The organism is Pantoea sp. 18069 (genome assembly GCF_902706035.1).
Taxonomy (GTDB): domain Bacteria; phylum Pseudomonadota; class Gammaproteobacteria; order Burkholderiales; family Burkholderiaceae_C; genus Comamonas.
Genome location: NZ_CACSJA010000001.1, coordinates 154,546 through 170,997, shown reverse-complemented (window position 1 = coordinate 170,997; position 16,452 = coordinate 154,546). Strand labels below are relative to the sequence as shown.

Below are 16,452 nucleotides of genomic sequence, written 5' to 3'. Positions count from 1 at the left end.
AGCGGTTTTGACAATACCCGGGGTTGGGGAGAGGTGCCATGCTGATCACGTTCATCGTTCTGTACTTGCTTGCGTCCATAGGGATAGGCTTGCATGCGGCCACGCGCGTCAGGAATACGGCCGACTATGCGCTGGCCGGCCGCAGCCTGCCGCTGGCGGTGGTGGTCGCGACCACCTTCGCGACCTGGTTCGGTTCGGAAACGGTGCTTGGCGTTTCGGCGCAATTCGTCAAGGAAGGCCTGAGCGGCGTGGTCGAAGACCCGTTTGGCGCGGGCATGTGCCTGGTGCTGGTCGGCCTGTTCTTTGCCTACAAGCTCTACCAGAAGAACCTGATGACCATCGGCGACTACTACCGCCTGCGGTTCGGTCGCACGATAGAAATGCTGTGCTCGGCAATCATCATCTTCAGCTACCTGGGCTGGGTGGGCGCGCAGATCACCGCGCTGGGCCTGGTGTTCAACCTGCTCACGCAGGGCGCGATGTCCGTCACGGCCGGCATGGTGGTGGGCACGCTGATCGTGCTGGTCTACACGCTCTACGGCGGCATGTGGTCGGTGGCGATGACGGATTTCGTGCAGATGATCGTGATCGCCGTGGGCCTGCTGTTGATCGCCTGGTACGCGGCTGATCTGGCCGGCGGCGCGGGGCGCGTGATCGACTTCGCGGCGCGCGAAGGAAAATTCCGCTTCTTCCCGGAAAGCGCCGACGCGCGCGAGTGGCTGTTCTTCATCGCTGCGGCAATCACCATGATGCTCGGCTCGATTCCGCAGCAGGACGTGTTCCAGCGCGTGATGTCGTCGAAGAACGCTTCCGTGGCGCAGCGCGGCCCCATCATCGGCGGCATTTTCTACATCCTGTTCGCCTTCGTGCCTATGTTCGTGGTCACGGCCGCGGTGCTGGTCATGCCCGAGACCGCCAAGGCGCTGCTTGCCGACGACCCGCAAAAGCTGCTGCCCACGCTGGTGATGGAGCGCATGCCGCTGGCGCTGCAGATCGCGTTCTTCGGCGCGCTGCTGTCGGCCATCATGTCGACGGCCTCGGCGACGCTGCTCGCGCCGTCGACGGCTTTCGTCGAAAACATCCTGCGCAACCTGCGCCCGAACATGACGGATGCAGACACGCTCAAGGCCATGCGGCTGTCGGTGCTGGGCTTCACGCTGTGCGTGCTGGTCTACTCGATCGCCATGCAGGGCAGCTCGATCTATGAAATGGTCTCGGGTGCCTACCAGGTGCCGCTGGTCGGCGCGCTGGTGCCGCTGGCGGCGGGCCTGTACTGGAAGCGCGCCACGACCCAGGGCGCGCTGGCGGCGGTGGTGATGGGCCTGGGCGGCTGGCTGATCGTCATCTGCGTGCCCGGCTGGGCCGAAGTCTTTCCGCAGCAGCTCGCGGGCCTGCTGTGCGCGGTGGGCGGCATGTGGGCCGGATCGCTGCTGCCGCAATGGTTCGGCAACAAGCGTGAAGCGGCGCATCATTTCGCTCAGACGCCGGCCTGAAAACTCGGGCAGGGGCTCACACACCCCTGCCGGCGCCGGGTTCGAGGCGCGTGCCTATAATCGAGGGTTTTGCACTTTCCCTCGATTCGAAGCGCTATGCCCATTTACGCGTACAAGTGTGGTTCCTGTGGTCATGCCAAGGATGTGCTGCAGAAAATGTCCGATGCTCCGCTGACGCAGTGTCCGGCCTGCAATGCACAGGCGTTCTCCAAGCAGCTCACGGCCCCTGGCTTTCAGCTCAAGGGCACGGGCTGGTATGCCACCGATTTCAAGAATGGCGGCAGCAAGCCTGCGGCCGCTTCGGCGCCTGCTGCCGCAGATGGCGCCGCCCCCGCTGCTGCCGCTGCGGCGCCGGCCGCAACCGCTGCGGCGGCGCCGGCCGCCGCGCCTGCCACCGCCAGCGCTGGCGCGGCCGACTGAGTCCGGCACATGGCTGCTCTGCGCAAATGGCTGTTCACCGGCCTGCTGGTGATTGTTCCCGGCGTCATCACCGTCTGGGTGCTGAACTGGATCGTGGGTACGCTCGACCAGACGCTGACCATCCTGCCCGAGGCCTGGCAGCCCGACCGTCTGCTGGGCTTTCACATTCCCGGCTTCGGCGTGCTGCTGACGCTGGGCATCTTGCTGGTGGTCGGGGCCGCGGCGAGCAACCTTGCGGGCCGCACGCTGGTATCCTGGGGCGATGCCGTGGTCAGCCGCATTCCTGTGGTGCGCTCGATCTATTCGAGCGTCAAGCAGGTTTCGGACACGCTGTTTTCCGAAAGCGGCAATGCGTTTCGCACGGCCGTGCTGGTGCAGTGGCCGCGTGAAGGCGTCTGGACCGTGGCCTTCGTCACGGGCTCGCCCAGCGGCGAGATCGCAGCCTATCTGCGCGACGAATACCTGAGTGTGTTCGTTCCCACGACCCCGAACCCCACCGGGGGCTATTTCGTGATCGTGCGCAAGAGCGACTGCATTGAACTCGACATGAGCGTGGATGCCGCGCTCAAATACATCGTTTCGATGGGCGTGGTGGCGCCACCCGACACCACGCTCGCGAACCCGAAATAACAAACCTTGTCGCGTCCCAAGAGGGCGCAGGAAGACTAGCCATGGCCATGCGCTCCCACTATTGCGGTCTTGTGACCGAAGCCCTGTTGGGCCAAACCGTCACCCTGTCGGGCTGGGTGAACCGTCGCCGCGACCACGGTGGCGTGATTTTCATCGACCTGCGCGATCGCGAAGGCCATGTGCAGGTGGTCTGCGACCCGGACCGCGCCGAGATGTTCCAGACCGCCGAAGGCGTGCGCAACGAATTCTGCGTGCAGGTCAAGGGCCTGGTGCGCGCGCGCCCCGCGGGCACGACCAACGACAAGCTCAAGAGCGGCCAGATCGAAGTGCTGTGCCATGAACTCAACGTGCTCAACGCTTCCGTGACGCCGCCGTTCCAGATCGACGACGAGAACCTGTCGGAAACCGTGCGCCTCACGCACCGCGTGCTCGACCTGCGCCGTCCCTACATGCAGAAGAACCTGATGCTGCGCTACAAGGTCAGCATGGAAGTGCGCAAGTTCCTCGACGCCAATGGCTTCGTCGACATCGAAACGCCCATGCTCACCAAGAGCACGCCCGAAGGCGCGCGCGACTATCTCGTGCCCAGCCGCGTGCACGACGGCCAGTTCTTCGCGCTGCCCCAGTCGCCCCAGCTGTTCAAGCAGTTGCTGATGGTCGCGGGCTTCGACCGCTACTACCAGATCACCAAGTGCTTCCGCGACGAAGACCTGCGCGCCGACCGCCAGCCTGAATTCACCCAGATCGATATTGAAACCTCGTTCATGGATGAGCAGGAAATCCGCGACATGTTCCAGGGCATGATCAAGACCGTGTTCCAGACCGCGCTGGGCGTGGACCTGGGCGATTTCCCGGTCATGAGCTACCAGGACGCAGCCCGTCTCTATGGTTCGGACAAGCCCGACCTGCGCGTCAAGCTCGAATTCACCGAACTGACCGACGTCATGGCCGATGTCGACTTCAAGGTGTTCTCCGCACCCGCGACCACGCCTGGTGGCCGTGTCGTGGCACTGCGCGTGCCCGGTGGCGCGGCCATCAGCCGCGGCGAGATCGACGGCTACACCGAGTTCGTCAAGATCTACGGCGCCAAGGGCCTGGCCTGGATCAAGGTCAATGAAGCTGCCAAGGGCCGCGAAGGCCTGCAGTCGCCCATCGTCAAGAACCTGCACGACGCGGCCCTGGCCGAAATCGTCAAGCGCACGGGCGCCCAGGACGGCGATCTGATCTTCTTCGGCGCCGACAAGGAAAAGATCGTCAACGACGCCATCGGCGCGCTGCGCATCAAGGTCGGCCACAGCGAGTTCGGCAAGAGCCACGGCCTGTTCGAAGACCGCTGGGCGCCGCTGTGGGTGGTCGACTTCCCGATGTTCGAGCATGACGAGGAAAACGACCGCTGGGTCGCGGTGCACCACCCCTTCACGGCGCCCAAGGATGGCCATGAAGACCTGATGGTCACCGATCCCGGCAAGTGCATCGCCAAGGCCTACGACATGGTGCTCAACGGCTGGGAAATGGGTGGCGGTTCGGTCCGTATCCACCGCGCCGAAGTCCAGAAGAAGGTGTTCGACGCGCTCAGGATCACGCCCGAAGACGCACAGCTCAAGTTCGGCTTCCTGCTCGACGCGCTGCAATACGGCGCGCCCCCGCACGGCGGCCTGGCGTTCGGCCTGGACCGCATCGTCACGCTGATGACCGGTGCCGAGTCGATCCGCGACGTGATCGCCTTCCCCAAGACCCAGCGCGCCCAATGCCTGCTGACCCAGGCACCGAGCCCGGTCGACGAGAAGCAGCTGCGCGAACTGCACATCCGTCTTCGGAACCTCGACGCAGCAAAGGCTTAATAGCTCCCGGCTTTCCTGAACAGCGGCACCCGCTTGACCCTAGGGTCAGGCGGGTGCCGTTTTTTCTTGGGTGCCCGCCTGGGCCACAATGGTCCATGGCGAAAATTCCGCAATCCGTGCTGGTGGTGATCCACACGCCGCAACTGCAGGTACTGCTGCTGCAGCGCACGGGCCAGCCGGAGTTCTGGCAGTCGGTGACCGGCAGCAAGGACTTCGAGGACGAAGACTGGGAAGCCGTGGCCGCGCGCGAGGTGCGCGAGGAAACCGGCATCGACGCCCATGGCCCGGGCTGCCGCCTGCTCGACTGGCAGCTCGAGAACGTCTACACCATCTACCCTGAGTGGCAGCACCGCTACGCACCGGGTGTCTGGCACAACACCGAGCGGGTGTTCGGTCTGGAGGTTCCGTCCTACACCTGCGTGGGCTTGAATCCTCGCGAACATACCGCATTTGCTTGGCATGCTTGGCACGAAGCGGCGGACCGCTGTACGGCTGCATCGAACGCGGAAGCGATATTGCTTCTGCCTCGCCTCGCGTCCCCTATCCTTTGTTCTACCCGCTGTACATGACTGTTGCCCATCCTTCCGACTCCGGCATCCTGCGTGTCGCGACCTACAACATCCACAAGGGCGTCCAGGGGCTGGGCCCGGCGCGGCGGCTCGAGATCCACAACCTGGGCCTGGCCGTCGAGCAGCTCGACGCCGACATCGTCTGCCTGCAGGAAGTGCGCAAGATGAACCGGCGCGAAGCGCTGTACTTCGACCGCTGGCCCGAGGTGTCGCAGGCTGAATATCTCGCACCCGAAGGCTATGAGTCGATCTACCGCACCAATGCCTATACGCGCGACGGCGAGCACGGCAACGCGCTGCTGACCCGTTGGCCGGTGCTGGCGCACAAGCACGAGGACATCTCCGACCACCGCTTCGAGCAGCGCGGCCTGCTGCATGTGGAGATCGATATCCAGGGCCGGTGCGTGCATGCGATCGTCGTCCATCTGGGCCTGATCCGCGGCAGCCGCATGCGCCAGATCGCGCAGCTGCAGCGCTTCATCGAGCGCGAAGTGCCGCCGGGCGCGCCGCTGGTCGTCGCCGGCGACTTCAACGACTGGGGCGGCCAGATCAAGCGCATGCTCGCCGGCTTTGGCCTCTACGAGTTCGATGATGCTGCGGGCATGATGACCTATCCCTCGCGTCTGCCACTGGCCCAGCTCGACCATGTCTATGTGCGCGGGCTCACGCCCTGCGGCCTGCATGTGCCCAAGGGCAAGATCTGGTGGCGCATGTCCGACCACCTGCCATTGATCGCCGAGTTCAAGCTCTGAGGCTGCGGCCCCGGATCACCGGGCTTTGCAGCGAAAACCGGGGAAGTCCTTTGCGAGGGCAAACAGCGCAATCGCTGGTAGGATGCCCGCATGCTCAGAGAACTCGCTGCCGCCGACATGAATACCGCCAGCCCCGACGAAGGGACGCCCGTTTCCGTGAAAATTCGTGAGCGGCTTGCTGCGGCACGCAAGCGCTACAACGCCAACGACAACATCGCGGAATTCATAGAACCCGGCGAACTCGAGAAATTGCTCGACGAAGTCGAGTCCAAGATGCAGGGCGTGCTCGACAGCCTGGTCATCGATACCGCCAAGGACCACAACACGCGCACCACGGCGCGGCGCGTGGCCAAGATGTATGTCAACGAAGTGTTCAAGGGCCGCTATACGCAGGCCCCGGCGATCACCGAGTTCCCCAACGCCGAGCACCTCAACGAATTGATGATCGTCGGCCCGATCACGGTGCGCAGCGCCTGCAGCCACCATTTCTGCCCGGTCATAGGCAAGATCTGGATCGGCGTGCTGCCCAACGAACACACCAATGTCATAGGCTTGTCCAAGTACGCGCGCCTGGTCGACTGGGTCATGGGACGCCCCCAGATCCAGGAAGAAGCCGTGGTGCAACTGGCCGACCTGATCATGGAAAAGACCCAGCCCGACGGCCTGGCCATCGTCATGGAAGCTTCGCACTTCTGCATGTCCTGGCGTGGTGTGCGCGAGATGGACTCGAAGATGCTCAACTCGGTGATGCGCGGCGTATTCCTCAAGGACCCGACGCTGCGTCGCGAATTTCTCTCGCTGATTCCCGGAAGGAACTGATACATGCTGGTGCGCCTGATCTATGCAAGCCGAGCCGCAGACGATTCTGCCGCTGCGATCGAAGCCATCCTGACCCAGGCGCGCGAGCACAACCCGGCCTCGGGCATCACCGGCGTGCTGTGCTATGGCGGCGGCGTGTTCCTGCAGGCCATCGAAGGCGGGCGCTCGCAGGTCAGCGCGCTGTTTGGCCATATCCAGCGCGATGCGCGCCACCAGGATGTGGAACTGCTGTACTACGAGGAAATCGACGAGCGCCGCTTTGGCGGCTGGACCATGGGCCAGGTCAATCTGTCGCGCATCAACCATGCGATCGTTCTCAAGTATTCCGAGACCATCGAGCTCGATCCCTATGCGGTGTCGGGGAAGATGTCGCTGGCGCTGCTGGAAGAGTTGATGGCGACTGCCTCCATCATGGGCCGGGCTTGACCATAGCCCCCACGCTTGCTCGCTTCGCGTAGCGCGCTGTCCCCCAGGGGGGCCCTCGCCGCCTTGGGGCGGCCCGGCGGCGGCTCGATCCGCCCTTCCCGAACTCTCTGCTCAATCGTACCGGCCCTCCACTAGCCCCTTGCCACGCACCATCGAGGGACTGGTGATCCAGGCTGGTGACGAGCGCCGCGGTTCAAGAGCGTCTGAAAGCCTTTTCATGCCCACTCCCGAAACCCTGATCGCGTTCTTTGGCGTTGCCGTGCTGCTGGCCTTCAGCCCCGGCCCGGACAATGTGTTTGTGCTGCTGCAATCGATACGCCACGGCGCGCGCGCCGGCATGGCCGTGGTGGTGGGGCTTTGCGCCGGGCTGGTGGTGCATACGGCGGCCGTGGCCCTGGGGCTGGCCGCGGTCTTTGCTTCGTCGCCGATGGCCTTCACCGTGCTCAAATACTGTGGCGCGGCCTATCTCGCGTATCTGGCCTGGCAGGCCTGGCGTGCACCTGTCACGCAGGCCGACACCGCAGCGCGCCAGGCCGGTGTCGAACTGAGTGCCCGCGCGCTGCGCCGCATGAGCGCGCGCGGCATGCTCATGAGCCTGACCAACCCCAAGGTATTGATGTTCTTCCTGGCGTTCCTGCCGCAGTTTGCCGATCCGGCACGCGGCAGCCTGGCGCCGCAGATCATGGTGCTGGGCGGCGTGTTCATGCTGGCCGCCTTCCTGGTGTTTGGCGCCATGGCCTGCTTCTCCGGCGCGTTTGGCCGCCTGCTGCAGCGCTCGGCCCACGGCCAGCGCTGGCTCAACCGACTGACCGCGCTGGTCTTTGTCGGCCTGGCCGCGCGCCTGGCTTCATTGGAAAAGTAGGCACCCCCTGAGCCGCTTCGCGCTAGGCGCGCCCCGGCTTCCCCCTCTCAACCTTCGGTGGAGGGGGGCGCCCGGCTAGGGACGGCAGCCTCGGTACGGGGCGGCCCTTCCTCGCTGCCAAGCGGCTGGGGCGCGCCAGTTTCAAAGGCTGCGTACGCTAAACGCCGGCCGGGCCCATTAGGCCCAGGACAGGGCCGAGAGGTCGTTGACAAACACCGGCATGTCTTTCCACAGGCCGCGCAGGTCCTTCCTGGCCACCGTGACCCATTGCGGCTGGTAGAGAAAGGCATGCACCGCGTCCTGCGCGATCAGGCGCTGGGCTTCGGCCAGCAGCCGTGCGCGGTCCGCGGGGCGGGACGCGCGCTTGATCTGGTCGAACAGCGCGTTGAATTGCGGCGACTGGTAGCCCCAGTAGTAGTCGGGCTTGGCGAAGTTGCCCAGGTCGAAAGGCTCGACGTGGGAAATGATCGTCAGGTCGTAGTTCTTGTTGCCATAGGTGCCGCTGAGCCACTGCGCCCATTCGACGTTCTGCAGCTTGACTTCGATGCCTATCTTGGCGAGCTGGGCCGCAATCACTTCACCGCCCTGGCGCGCATAGGGCGCGGGCGGCAGCGTCATGGTCAGCGTCAGCGGCAGTTTCACGCCGGCTTCGGCCAGCAGCGCCTTGGCCTTGTCGAGGTCGTAGGGGTTGATGCCCGTGGTGTCGACATAGCCGAAGGCCGTGGGCACGTAGTAGCTGCCTATGGGCACGCCATAGCCTTCGGCCGCGCCGTCGATCACCGTCTTGCGGTCGATGGCGGCGGCGATGGCGCGGCGCACGCGCACATCGTTCAAGGGCTTGCGCGCGTTGTTGATCGCGACAATGGTCTTGGCGCGCGAGCCGCTGACCAGCACCTGGAAGCGCGGGTTGGCCTTGAATTGCGCGACGCTGCGCGGTGACACGCGCGGGAAGCAGTCGACGTCGCCGGCCATCAGCGCCGCGACCTGGGCCGCGGGATCGGGAATGAAGCGGAACGTCGCGCGCTGGATGTGGATGTCCTTGGCCGTGCGGTAGTCCTTCCAGGCCTGCAGCGTGACGGACGCACCCTTGCTCCAGCGGCCCATCTGGTAGGGGCCGGTGCCCACGGGCTGGGTGGCGTTGGTGGCCGCGCTCCTGGGCTCGACAATGATGGAGGTGGCCTGGCCGAGCACGAACAGGAAGTCGGGGTCTATGTCCTCGTTGGTGATCACCACCGTGTGCGGATCGACGATCTGCGTACGCATGCTCGCAAAGTTGCGCTTGTCCTTGTTGGTGCTTGTCTCGCTCGCGGCGCGATCGAACGAGAACTTCACCGCATCGGCATTGAACGGTACGCCGTTGTGGAACTTGACGTTTTTGCGCAGCTTGAAAGTGAACGTCTTGAGATCGGCGCCGACTTCCCAGCTCTCGGCGAGCAGCGGCGAGACGCTGCCGTCGGAATTGATCTTGGTCAGGGTCTCGAAGATGTTGTAGTGCACGATCTCGGCAATCGACGAGGCCGCGCCGGCCGTGGGGTCCAGCCCTGGCGGCTCGAGCGTGAGCGCGAGCACCACGGCGCTGTTTTTCCTGTCCTGGGCAATGGCGCTCCAGGGCGCGAGCAAGGTCGTGCTGGCCAGGGTGCTGGCGGCCAATACACTGCGGCGATTCAACATGGGGGATGTCTCCGGGCGAAACGTTCTGGGGGCGTGTTCAGCCTTTGCAGGCTGGCGGTGCATCCCCCTTTTTACACTATTGCGGCGCTGGCAGCGGCACGCTCGCGGCGGCGCGCGCGCGCGCGTCCCGGCGCGATTCTCGGCACGGCCGCGACCAGGGCGCGGGTATAGGGGTGGCGGGCGTCGCTGAACAGCTGCGCGGGCGCACCGCGCTCGACGATCTGCCCCTGGTAGAGCACGACCACTTCGTCGCACAGCTGCTGCACCACGGCCAGGTCGTGGCTGATCAGCAGATAGCCCAGGCCGTGCTGCTGCTGCAGGTCCTGCAGGAGATTGAGCACCTGGGCCTGCACCGACACGTCGAGCGCGCTCACGGGCTCATCGGCGACGATCAGGCGCGGGCGCGTGATCAGCGCGCGCGCGATCGCGATGCGCTGGCGCTGGCCGCCCGAGAATTCGTGCGGGTATTTGTCCAGGTCGCTGCTGCGCAGGCCGACTTCGGCCAGGGCCTGCGCGGCCTGCTCGCGCTGCTCGGCGCGGCTGCCCAGGCGCAGCGCCTGCAGCGGCTCGGCGACGATGCGTGCCACGCGCTGGCGCGGGTCCAGCGAGCCATAGGGGTCCTGGAACACCATCTGGAAATCGCGCCGTGCGCCGCGCAGCGCCTTTGGCGCGAGCCGGTGCAGGTCCTGACCCAGCACTTTCACCTGGCCGGCGTCGGGCTTGTCCAGCGCCATCACCAGCCGGGCCAGCGTTGATTTGCCCGAGCCCGATTCGCCGACCACGCCCAGGCTGCGGCCGTTTTCCATGCGCAGGCTCACGCCGCGCAGGGCCTCGATGCGCGGCGGCGCGCTGAACAGCCGCTCGCGCGGCAGCCGGTAGCTGCGCGCGAGGTCGGTGACTTCGAGCAGCGGCGGGACAGGTGGGGTGACAGGGGACATCATGGCAGGGCGGCGGTCGCGGGGAAGGGGGCATGCACCACTTCGGGCCGCAGGCAGCGCGTCCGGTGGTCTGCGTCGGCGCCGGCATCCACGCGGATGGCGGGCGGGCGCTGCTGCGAGCACAGATCCATGGTGTGCGGGCAGCGTCCGGCAAACGGACAACCGGGCGGCATGTCGGCGAGTTCGGGCACGCTGCCGGCGATCGTCGGCAGGCGTCGGTGCGTCACCATCCCGTGCGCGGCAATCTGCGGCCGCGCGGCCAGCAGTCCGCGTGTATAGGGGTGGCCGAGGTGGCCGAAGATCGCTTCGGTCGTGCCGCTTTCGACCACGCTGCCGCCATACATCACGAGCAGCTGGTCGACGTTCTGCGAGACCACGCCCAGGTCGTGCGAAATCAGGATCAGCGCCATCTGGCGTTCGTCGACCAGGTCGCTGATCAGGTCGAGGATCTGCTGCTGTATGGTCACGTCGAGCGCGGTCGTGGGCTCGTCGGCAATCAGCAGGTCGGGCTCGCAGGCCAGGGCCATGGCGATGGTGACGCGCTGGCGCTGGCCGCCCGAGAACGCATGCGGATAGGCGTCGAAACGCCGCGCGGCGTTGGCGATGCCCACGCGGTCGAGCAGGGCCAGGGCCCGGCGCCTGGCCTGGGCGGCATCGAGGCCGCGGTGGCGGCGCAGCGGCTCGGCCACCTGCCGGCCTATGCTGTGCAGCGGGTTGAGCGCCGTCATCGGCTCCTGGAACACCATGGCGATGCGGTTGCCGCGCAGCGCGCAGCGTTCGGACTCGGGCAGGCCTATGAGTTCCTGGCCATCGAAGCGTATGCTGCCCGAGAGCTGCGCGCGTTCGGGCAGCAGGCCCATCAGCGCCATGGCCGTCAGCGACTTGCCGCTGCCCGATTCGCCGATGATGCCCAGCGTGGCGCCGCGCTCGAGCGCGAAGTCCATGTCGCGCACGGCCGTGACCGGGCCGCGCGGCGTGGCCAGCGTGAGCTGCAGATTGGAAACTTCAAGCAATGCCATGGTGCTGCGAAGGTACAGGTTTCAGCGCGAGCGCGCCAGCCGCGGGTCCAGCAGGTCGCGCAGGCCGTCGCCCAGCAGGTTCAGGCCCAGTACCGCCAGCGCGATGGCCAGGCCCGGCCAGATCGCCAGCAGCGGCGCTTCGAACATCAATGTCTGGGCTTCGCTGAGCATGCGCCCCCACGAAGGCTGGGGCGGCTGCGTGCCCAGGCCCAGGTAGGACAGCGCGGCTTCGGCCAGGATGGCGATTGCGAACTGAATGGTTGCCTGGACGATCAGCATCGGCACGATATTGGGCAGCACATGTTCGCGCGTGATCGCCCAGCGGTTCTTGCCGCAGGCGCGCGCCGCGAGCACGTATTCGCGCGACCAGACCGCGTTTGCCGAAGCGCGCGTGACGCGCGCGAAGGTCGGGATGTTGAAGATGCCGATGGCGATGATGGAGTTGACGATGCCCGCGCCGAACACCGCCGTGAGCATGATGGCCGACAGGATCGCGGGAAACGCGAACGTGAAGTCGGCCAGCCGCATGATGGCTTCCTCGACCCAGCCGCGGCGCGCGGCGGCCAGCAGGCCCAGCGCCGTGCCCAGCCCCAGGCCTATGCCCACGGCGATCACGCCGACGAGAATGGAATTGCGCGCGCCCACGAGCAGCAGCGAGGCGACGTCGCGCCCGAACGCGTCGGTGCCCAGCCAGTGCGCGGCGCCGGGCGGCTGGAGCTTGGACGGCAGGTCCATCTCGTAAGGTGACCAGGGCGTCCAGACAAACGACAGGCCCGCGGCGAACAGCAATGCCAGCGTGAGCGCCGCGCCGAGCACGAAGCTGCGCTGGCGCAGTGCGCGCTGCCAGGCGGTGGGTGCGGCGCTGCGGGCAAGAAGGGCGGGCGGGCTCATAGGTCGCTGGCTTTCAGGCGCGGATCGATGACCGCGTACAGCAGGTCGACGACGAAATTGACCACAATCACCATCGTCGCCAGCAGCATCACGCAATTGCGCACCACGATCAGGTCCCGGTTGGCAATCGACTGGAAAATCAGCCGGCCCAGCCCGGGCAGGTAAAACACGTTCTCGACGACGATGGTGCCGGCGAGCAGGTTGGCGAACTGCAGGCCCATCACCGTGATCACGGGCACCATGGCATTGCGCAGCACATGGCCCCAGAGCACGGCGCGCGCAGACAAGCCCTTGGCGCGCGCGGTGCGCACGAAGTCCTCGCGCAGCACTTCGAGCACGGCCGAGCGCGTGATGCGCGCCAGGATCGCGGCCTGCACCACGGCCAGCGAGATCGCGGGCAGCAGCAAGGCCTTGAGCGCGACCCAGAAACCGCCGCCCGCGTCTTCGGTCCAGCCCGGAAAACCGCCGGCAGCGAACCACTGCAGCTTCACCGAAAACAGCAGGATCAGCAGGATGGCGAACCAGAAATTCGGAATCGCAATCCCCAGCTGCGCCAGGCCCATGACGCCGACGTCGCCCCAGCGGTTGTGGCGCGAGGCCGCATAGACACCGGCGAGCAGCGCCAGCGCGGTGGTGATCAGCATGGCCAGCACGGCCAGCGGCACCGTGAGCGCCAGGCGCTCGAGCACCAGGTCGCGCACCGGGCTGCCATAGGCATAGCTGTTGCCCAGGTCGAGCACCAGCAGTCCCTGCACCCATTGCAGGTAGCGCTGCCAGGCCGGCTGGTTCAGCCCGAGCTGCTCGGCCAGCGCCTGCACGGCTTCGGGCGCGGCGTCCGGCCCCATCAGCACCTGGGCCGCATTGCCGGGCAGCACTTCCAGCACCACGAACACCACGGCCGACGTGGCGACCAGGGTGGCGATCAGCGTGAGGAGGCGTTTGAGGAGAAAGACACTCATGAAAGGGGCGGTTCAGCAGGCAGGGCAGAGCATAGCGGCAAAAATCGATACCAGGCGGCCGGGACAGGCCGCGCGGCATGGGCATGTCCGCTATCGCTGCGGGACTATTGATCTGGGCCGGATAATTGCGCCTATATGAAACCTGTGCCGTCTTCTCCATTGTGTTGCCAGGCGCGGCTGCGCGCGCGCGGGGTGCCGACATGGCCTTGATGATCACCGACGAGTGCATCAACTGCGACGTCTGCGAACCCGAGTGCCCGAATGACGCGATCTACATGGGCGAGCTGATCTACGAGATCACGCCGTCCAAGTGCACCGAATGCGTAGGCCATTTCGACGAGCCGCAGTGCGTGCAGATCTGCCCCGTGGCCTGCATTCCAGTGCATCCCGACCATGTGGAAAGCCGGGAGACGCTGTTCGAGAAGTTCACGCGGCTGGAGGCGGTGAAGGCACAGGGGGGTTGACGGATTTTGAGGACAGGCCGTTCATGGTTCGACGGGGGCGCCGAGCCAGGCTCACCACGAACGGTGATCCGTTCGCCCTGAGCTTGCCTGCGCGGCCCGGTCGAAGGGTGGACGGCCTGCAGTCCAGTGGTTGCAAGGCGTTGTGTTTAGTCGCCACACGCGTCTCAGCCGACTTTCACGCTTCCGCCCTCAGCCACCGGCTTCGCCGGCTTGGGCCTGGGCGGCTTGGTGGTATGGATCTGCAGCGTCGCCTTCTCCATGTCGCCCGCCTGCAGCAATTTCCAGGATTTGAGTGAGTGCGCGATGCTGTCCTCGATCAGCGTGCGCTGGTCGGGCGCGGGTTTTTTCAGCACCCAGTTGGCGACTTCGGCGCGGTCGCCCGGGTGGCCTATGCCTATGCGCAGCCGCCAGTAGTCACCCGTGCCGAGTTGCGCATGGATGTCGCGCAGGCCGTTGTGGCCCGCGTGGCTGCCGCCGCGCTTGAGCTTGGCCTGGCCCGGAAGAAGGTCGAGCTCGTCGTGCACGACAAGGATTTCCTCGGGCAGGATCTTGAAGAAGCGCGCCAGCGCCCCGACGGACTTGCCAGAGAGGTTCATGAAGGTCTGCGGCTGCAGCAGCCATACGTTGTTGCCGTCGACGCTGGCGCGCGCGGCCAGGCCGAAATAGCTGCGTTCGGGCTGCAGCGTGACCTTGAGCTCCCGGGCCAGCCCGTCTATCCACCAGAAACCGGCGTTGTGGCGCGTGTCCGCATACTCGGGGCCGGGGTTGCCCAGGCCGACAAACAGTTTGATCATGTGTGAATTATCTCCATGGACCGCAAGCATAGGTCTCCCCAAAGCGAACGGCCCACGCGCATGAAGCGGTGGGCCGTTGGCTTTGGGGCAGCGCACAGGCCTTGCGGCCTGGACGCTGCACTCAAGAAGTGATTACTTCTTGCCCTTCTTGGCGGGAGCAGCGGGAGCTGCAGCGCCTTCGACGGGAGCGACGAGTTCATCGGCCGGAGGCACGATGGAAACCAGCGAAGGATTGCTTTGCGCGCCACGCACGTGAGCAACCACGCCCTTGGGCAGCTGGACTTGCTTGAGCGTGAACGAGGAACCCTTTTGCAGGTTGCTCAGGTCCACCGTGATGAACTCGGGCAGGTCCGAAGGAACGCAGACCACGGGCAGGGCGGTGACCAGAGGCGTCACGATGCACTTGTCCTGGGCCACTGCGGGCGACTTGTCGGCGCCTTCGAAGTGCAGGGGCACGTTCAGGTGCAGCTTGGTGCTTTCGTCCACGCGTTGGAAGTCAACGTGCAGGACGAGTTGCTTGAAGGGGTGGAATTGCACGTCACGCAGCACGACCTTGCTGGTCTGGCCGGCGATGTCCATTTCCAGAACGCTGGAGTGGAACGCTTCCTTCTTCAGGGCGTGCCACAGGTCGTTGTGGTCCAGTTCAATGGCCAAAGGTTCAGCGGAACCGCCGAACACGATGCCGGGGGTCTTGCCCGAATTACGCAGACGGCGGCTCGCACCCGTACCTTGCTTGGCGCGCTCTGTAGCGACGAAGTTCATGATTAGCTCCTGTGTGAGTCGACCGCGACCAGTCGGACTCGTTTGATAAAAAGACAGACCGGCACATGCCCGACTGTCCTTGGGATGCTCTGAAACACACAAAACCTCCCGAAGGAGGTTTGCGCCGGCCAGGCGGCCGGAGATCTCGTATGAGGTCTTATTCCGAGAACAAGCTGAGTACCGAGTCACCCGTGGAAATGCGCTTGATCGTTTCGGCGATCAGCGGTGCCACGGAGACTTGGCGAATCTTGTTGCAGGCCTGGGCTTCAGCGCTCAGGGGAATGGTGTTGGTCACGACGACTTCGTCGAGTGCCTCGCCGCCGGCGATGCGCTCGATGGCCGGGCCCGAGAAAATCGGGTGGGTGCAGTAGGCGTAGACCTTCTTGGCGCCGCGCTGCTTGAGCACTTCGGCAGCCTTGACCAGGGTGCCGGCAGTGTCGATCATGTCGTCCATGATCACGCAGTTGCGGCCGTCGATGTCGCCGATGACGTGCATCACTTCGGAGACGTTCGCCTTCGGGCGGCGCTTGTCGATGATCGCCAGATCGCAGTTGAGCTGCTTGGCCAGGGCGCGTGCGCGCACCACGCCACCGACGTCGGGCGACACCACGATCAGGTCTTCGTAGTTCTTCTGGCGCAGATCGCCCAGCAGCACCGGCGACGCGTAGATGTTGTCCACGGGAATGTCGAAGAAGCCCTGGATCTGGTCAGCGTGCAAGTCCATGGTCAACACGCGTCCCACGCCGACGGCCTGGAGCATGTTGGCCACGACCTTGGCCGTGATCGGCACGCGCGACGAACGCGGGCGGCGGTCCTGGCGGGCATAACCGAAGTAGGGGATCACGGCGCAGATGCGCTCGGCGGATGCGCGCTTGAGCGCATCGACCATCACCAGGAGTTCCATCAGGTTCTCGTTGGTGGGAGCGCATGTCGGCTGAACAACAAAAACGTCGCGGGTGCGAACGTTTTGTTTGATCTCGACGGTGACTTCACCATCGGAGAATCTGCCCACTTCCGCGGCGCCAAGCTTGGTGCCGAGATGGCTGGCAATCTCTTCGGCCATGCCACGGTTGGCATTGCCGGTAAAAATCATGAAGTCTGGATGATTGGTCTGCATGAGCTTCCCAGTGTTTATGGGTTTG

General features: G+C 65.4%; 18 protein-coding genes. 10 read left to right on the top strand and 8 right to left on the bottom strand.

Annotated elements, in window-relative coordinates; all coding sequences use genetic code 11:
* The first annotated feature begins 38 nt into the window (after positions 1-38).
* The 9 genes from GVL12_RS00815 (at position 39) to GVL12_RS00775 (ending at position 7,812) form a co-directional block, all read left to right on the top strand.
* Entirely contained in the window at positions 39-1,493 is a 1,455-nt protein-coding gene (locus tag GVL12_RS00815) for a sodium:solute symporter family protein (protein ID WP_159910737.1), read from the top strand.
* 96 nt (positions 1,494-1,589) lie between these two features.
* The gene (locus tag GVL12_RS26985) at positions 1,590-1,913 is read left to right on the top strand and encodes an FmdB family zinc ribbon protein (RefSeq protein WP_159910736.1); all 324 of its coding nucleotides are present in this window, start codon (positions 1,590-1,592) and stop codon (positions 1,911-1,913) included.
* A 9-nt stretch (positions 1,914-1,922) separates the two neighbouring features.
* A complete protein-coding gene (locus GVL12_RS00805) occupies positions 1,923-2,543 on the top strand; it encodes a DUF502 domain-containing protein (RefSeq protein ID WP_159910735.1) in 621 nt (206 codons plus the stop codon).
* Between the two features lie 47 nt (positions 2,544-2,590).
* Complete coding sequence (gene aspS / locus GVL12_RS00800; protein ID WP_200843427.1) at positions 2,591-4,384, top strand: aspartate--tRNA ligase; 1,794 nt, start codon at positions 2,591-2,593, stop codon at positions 4,382-4,384.
* Between the two features lie 95 nt (positions 4,385-4,479).
* Positions 4,480-4,953, top strand: coding sequence for a dihydroneopterin triphosphate diphosphatase (gene nudB, locus GVL12_RS00795; protein WP_159910733.1), 474 nt, complete (start codon positions 4,480-4,482; stop codon positions 4,951-4,953).
* Positions 4,950-5,705 carry an endonuclease/exonuclease/phosphatase family protein gene (locus tag GVL12_RS00790; RefSeq protein ID WP_159910732.1) on the top strand — a complete coding sequence of 252 codons (756 nt, stop codon included), beginning with the start codon at positions 4,950-4,952 and terminating at the stop codon, positions 5,703-5,705. Before nudB ends, GVL12_RS00790 begins: the two co-directional genes overlap by 4 nt.
* A 90-nt stretch (positions 5,706-5,795) precedes the next feature.
* The gene (gene folE / locus GVL12_RS00785; protein ID WP_235033778.1) at positions 5,796-6,524 is read left to right on the top strand and encodes a GTP cyclohydrolase I; all 729 of its coding nucleotides are present in this window, start codon (positions 5,796-5,798) and stop codon (positions 6,522-6,524) included.
* A gap of 3 nt (positions 6,525-6,527) precedes the next feature.
* The gene (locus tag GVL12_RS00780; RefSeq protein WP_159910731.1) at positions 6,528-6,950 is read left to right on the top strand and encodes a BLUF domain-containing protein; all 423 of its coding nucleotides are present in this window, start codon (positions 6,528-6,530) and stop codon (positions 6,948-6,950) included.
* A gap of 217 nt (positions 6,951-7,167) precedes the next feature.
* The gene (locus GVL12_RS00775; RefSeq protein ID WP_159910730.1) at positions 7,168-7,812 is read left to right on the top strand and encodes a LysE family translocator; all 645 of its coding nucleotides are present in this window, start codon (positions 7,168-7,170) and stop codon (positions 7,810-7,812) included.
* Between the two features lie 177 nt (positions 7,813-7,989).
* Here the strand turns inward: GVL12_RS00775 and GVL12_RS00770 are convergent, their stop codons facing one another.
* The 5 genes from GVL12_RS00770 to GVL12_RS00750 all read right to left on the bottom strand — a co-directional run bounded on the left by GVL12_RS00770 (position 7,990) and on the right by GVL12_RS00750 (position 13,290).
* Positions 7,990-9,483 carry an ABC transporter substrate-binding protein gene (locus GVL12_RS00770; RefSeq protein WP_159910729.1) on the bottom strand — a complete coding sequence of 498 codons (1,494 nt, stop codon included), beginning with the start codon at positions 9,481-9,483 and terminating at the stop codon, positions 7,990-7,992.
* A 71-nt stretch (positions 9,484-9,554) separates the two neighbouring features.
* The gene (locus tag GVL12_RS00765) at positions 9,555-10,424 is read right to left on the bottom strand and encodes an ATP-binding cassette domain-containing protein (RefSeq protein WP_159910728.1); all 870 of its coding nucleotides are present in this window, start codon (positions 10,422-10,424) and stop codon (positions 9,555-9,557) included.
* A complete protein-coding gene (locus GVL12_RS00760; protein WP_159910727.1) occupies positions 10,421-11,440 on the bottom strand; it encodes an ABC transporter ATP-binding protein in 1,020 nt (339 codons plus the stop codon). The genes GVL12_RS00765 and GVL12_RS00760 overlap by 4 nt, the downstream gene beginning before the upstream one ends.
* A gap of 21 nt (positions 11,441-11,461) precedes the next feature.
* Positions 11,462-12,331: an ABC transporter permease gene (locus tag GVL12_RS00755; RefSeq protein ID WP_159910726.1), complete on the bottom strand. Its 870-nt coding sequence runs from the start codon at positions 12,329-12,331 to the stop codon at positions 11,462-11,464.
* The gene (locus GVL12_RS00750) at positions 12,328-13,290 is read right to left on the bottom strand and encodes an ABC transporter permease (RefSeq protein ID WP_159910725.1); all 963 of its coding nucleotides are present in this window, start codon (positions 13,288-13,290) and stop codon (positions 12,328-12,330) included. Before GVL12_RS00750 ends, GVL12_RS00755 begins: the two co-directional genes overlap by 4 nt.
* A gap of 200 nt (positions 13,291-13,490) precedes the next feature.
* Between GVL12_RS00750 and GVL12_RS00745 the strand changes: the two genes are divergently transcribed.
* A complete protein-coding gene (locus GVL12_RS00745) occupies positions 13,491-13,754 on the top strand; it encodes a YfhL family 4Fe-4S dicluster ferredoxin (protein ID WP_159910724.1) in 264 nt (87 codons plus the stop codon).
* Between the two features lie 164 nt (positions 13,755-13,918).
* Here GVL12_RS00745 and pth read toward each other — a convergent pair whose 3' ends face one another.
* The 3 genes from pth to GVL12_RS00730 form a co-directional block, all read right to left on the bottom strand.
* Positions 13,919-14,548: an aminoacyl-tRNA hydrolase gene (gene pth, locus GVL12_RS00740; RefSeq protein ID WP_159910723.1), complete on the bottom strand. Its 630-nt coding sequence runs from the start codon at positions 14,546-14,548 to the stop codon at positions 13,919-13,921.
* Between the two features lie 132 nt (positions 14,549-14,680).
* The gene (locus tag GVL12_RS00735; RefSeq protein ID WP_159910722.1) at positions 14,681-15,310 is read right to left on the bottom strand and encodes a 50S ribosomal protein L25/general stress protein Ctc; all 630 of its coding nucleotides are present in this window, start codon (positions 15,308-15,310) and stop codon (positions 14,681-14,683) included.
* 157 nt (positions 15,311-15,467) lie between these two features.
* A complete protein-coding gene (locus GVL12_RS00730; protein WP_159910721.1) occupies positions 15,468-16,427 on the bottom strand; it encodes a ribose-phosphate pyrophosphokinase in 960 nt (319 codons plus the stop codon).
* Positions 16,428-16,452: the final 25 nt, after the last annotated feature.

Coding starts and splice junctions, on each gene's coding strand:
- GVL12_RS00750 (WP_159910725.1), bottom strand. CDS start 13,290: ATGAGTGTCTTTCTCCTCAAACGCCTCCTCACGCTGATCGCCACCCTG.
- GVL12_RS26985 (WP_159910736.1), top strand. CDS start 1,590: ATGCCCATTTACGCGTACAAGTGTGGTTCCTGTGGTCATGCCAAGGAT.
- GVL12_RS00765 (WP_159910728.1), bottom strand. CDS start 10,424: ATGATGTCCCCTGTCACCCCACCTGTCCCGCCGCTGCTCGAAGTCACC.
- GVL12_RS00780 (WP_159910731.1), top strand. CDS start 6,528: ATGCTGGTGCGCCTGATCTATGCAAGCCGAGCCGCAGACGATTCTGCC.
- folE (WP_235033778.1), top strand. CDS start 5,796: ATGCTCAGAGAACTCGCTGCCGCCGACATGAATACCGCCAGCCCCGAC.
- GVL12_RS00815 (WP_159910737.1), top strand. CDS start 39: ATGCTGATCACGTTCATCGTTCTGTACTTGCTTGCGTCCATAGGGATA.
- GVL12_RS00755 (WP_159910726.1), bottom strand. CDS start 12,331: ATGAGCCCGCCCGCCCTTCTTGCCCGCAGCGCCGCACCCACCGCCTGG.
- pth (WP_159910723.1), bottom strand. CDS start 14,548: ATGATCAAACTGTTTGTCGGCCTGGGCAACCCCGGCCCCGAGTATGCG.
- GVL12_RS00805 (WP_159910735.1), top strand. CDS start 1,923: ATGGCTGCTCTGCGCAAATGGCTGTTCACCGGCCTGCTGGTGATTGTT.
- GVL12_RS00790 (WP_159910732.1), top strand. CDS start 4,950: ATGACTGTTGCCCATCCTTCCGACTCCGGCATCCTGCGTGTCGCGACC.
- GVL12_RS00745 (WP_159910724.1), top strand. CDS start 13,491: ATGGCCTTGATGATCACCGACGAGTGCATCAACTGCGACGTCTGCGAA.
- GVL12_RS00735 (WP_159910722.1), bottom strand. CDS start 15,310: ATGAACTTCGTCGCTACAGAGCGCGCCAAGCAAGGTACGGGTGCGAGC.
- GVL12_RS00760 (WP_159910727.1), bottom strand. CDS start 11,440: ATGGCATTGCTTGAAGTTTCCAATCTGCAGCTCACGCTGGCCACGCCG.
- GVL12_RS00775 (WP_159910730.1), top strand. CDS start 7,168: ATGCCCACTCCCGAAACCCTGATCGCGTTCTTTGGCGTTGCCGTGCTG.
- GVL12_RS00770 (WP_159910729.1), bottom strand. CDS start 9,483: ATGTTGAATCGCCGCAGTGTATTGGCCGCCAGCACCCTGGCCAGCACG.
- GVL12_RS00730 (WP_159910721.1), bottom strand. CDS start 16,427: ATGCAGACCAATCATCCAGACTTCATGATTTTTACCGGCAATGCCAAC.
- aspS (WP_200843427.1), top strand. CDS start 2,591: ATGCGCTCCCACTATTGCGGTCTTGTGACCGAAGCCCTGTTGGGCCAA.
- nudB (WP_159910733.1), top strand. CDS start 4,480: ATGGCGAAAATTCCGCAATCCGTGCTGGTGGTGATCCACACGCCGCAA.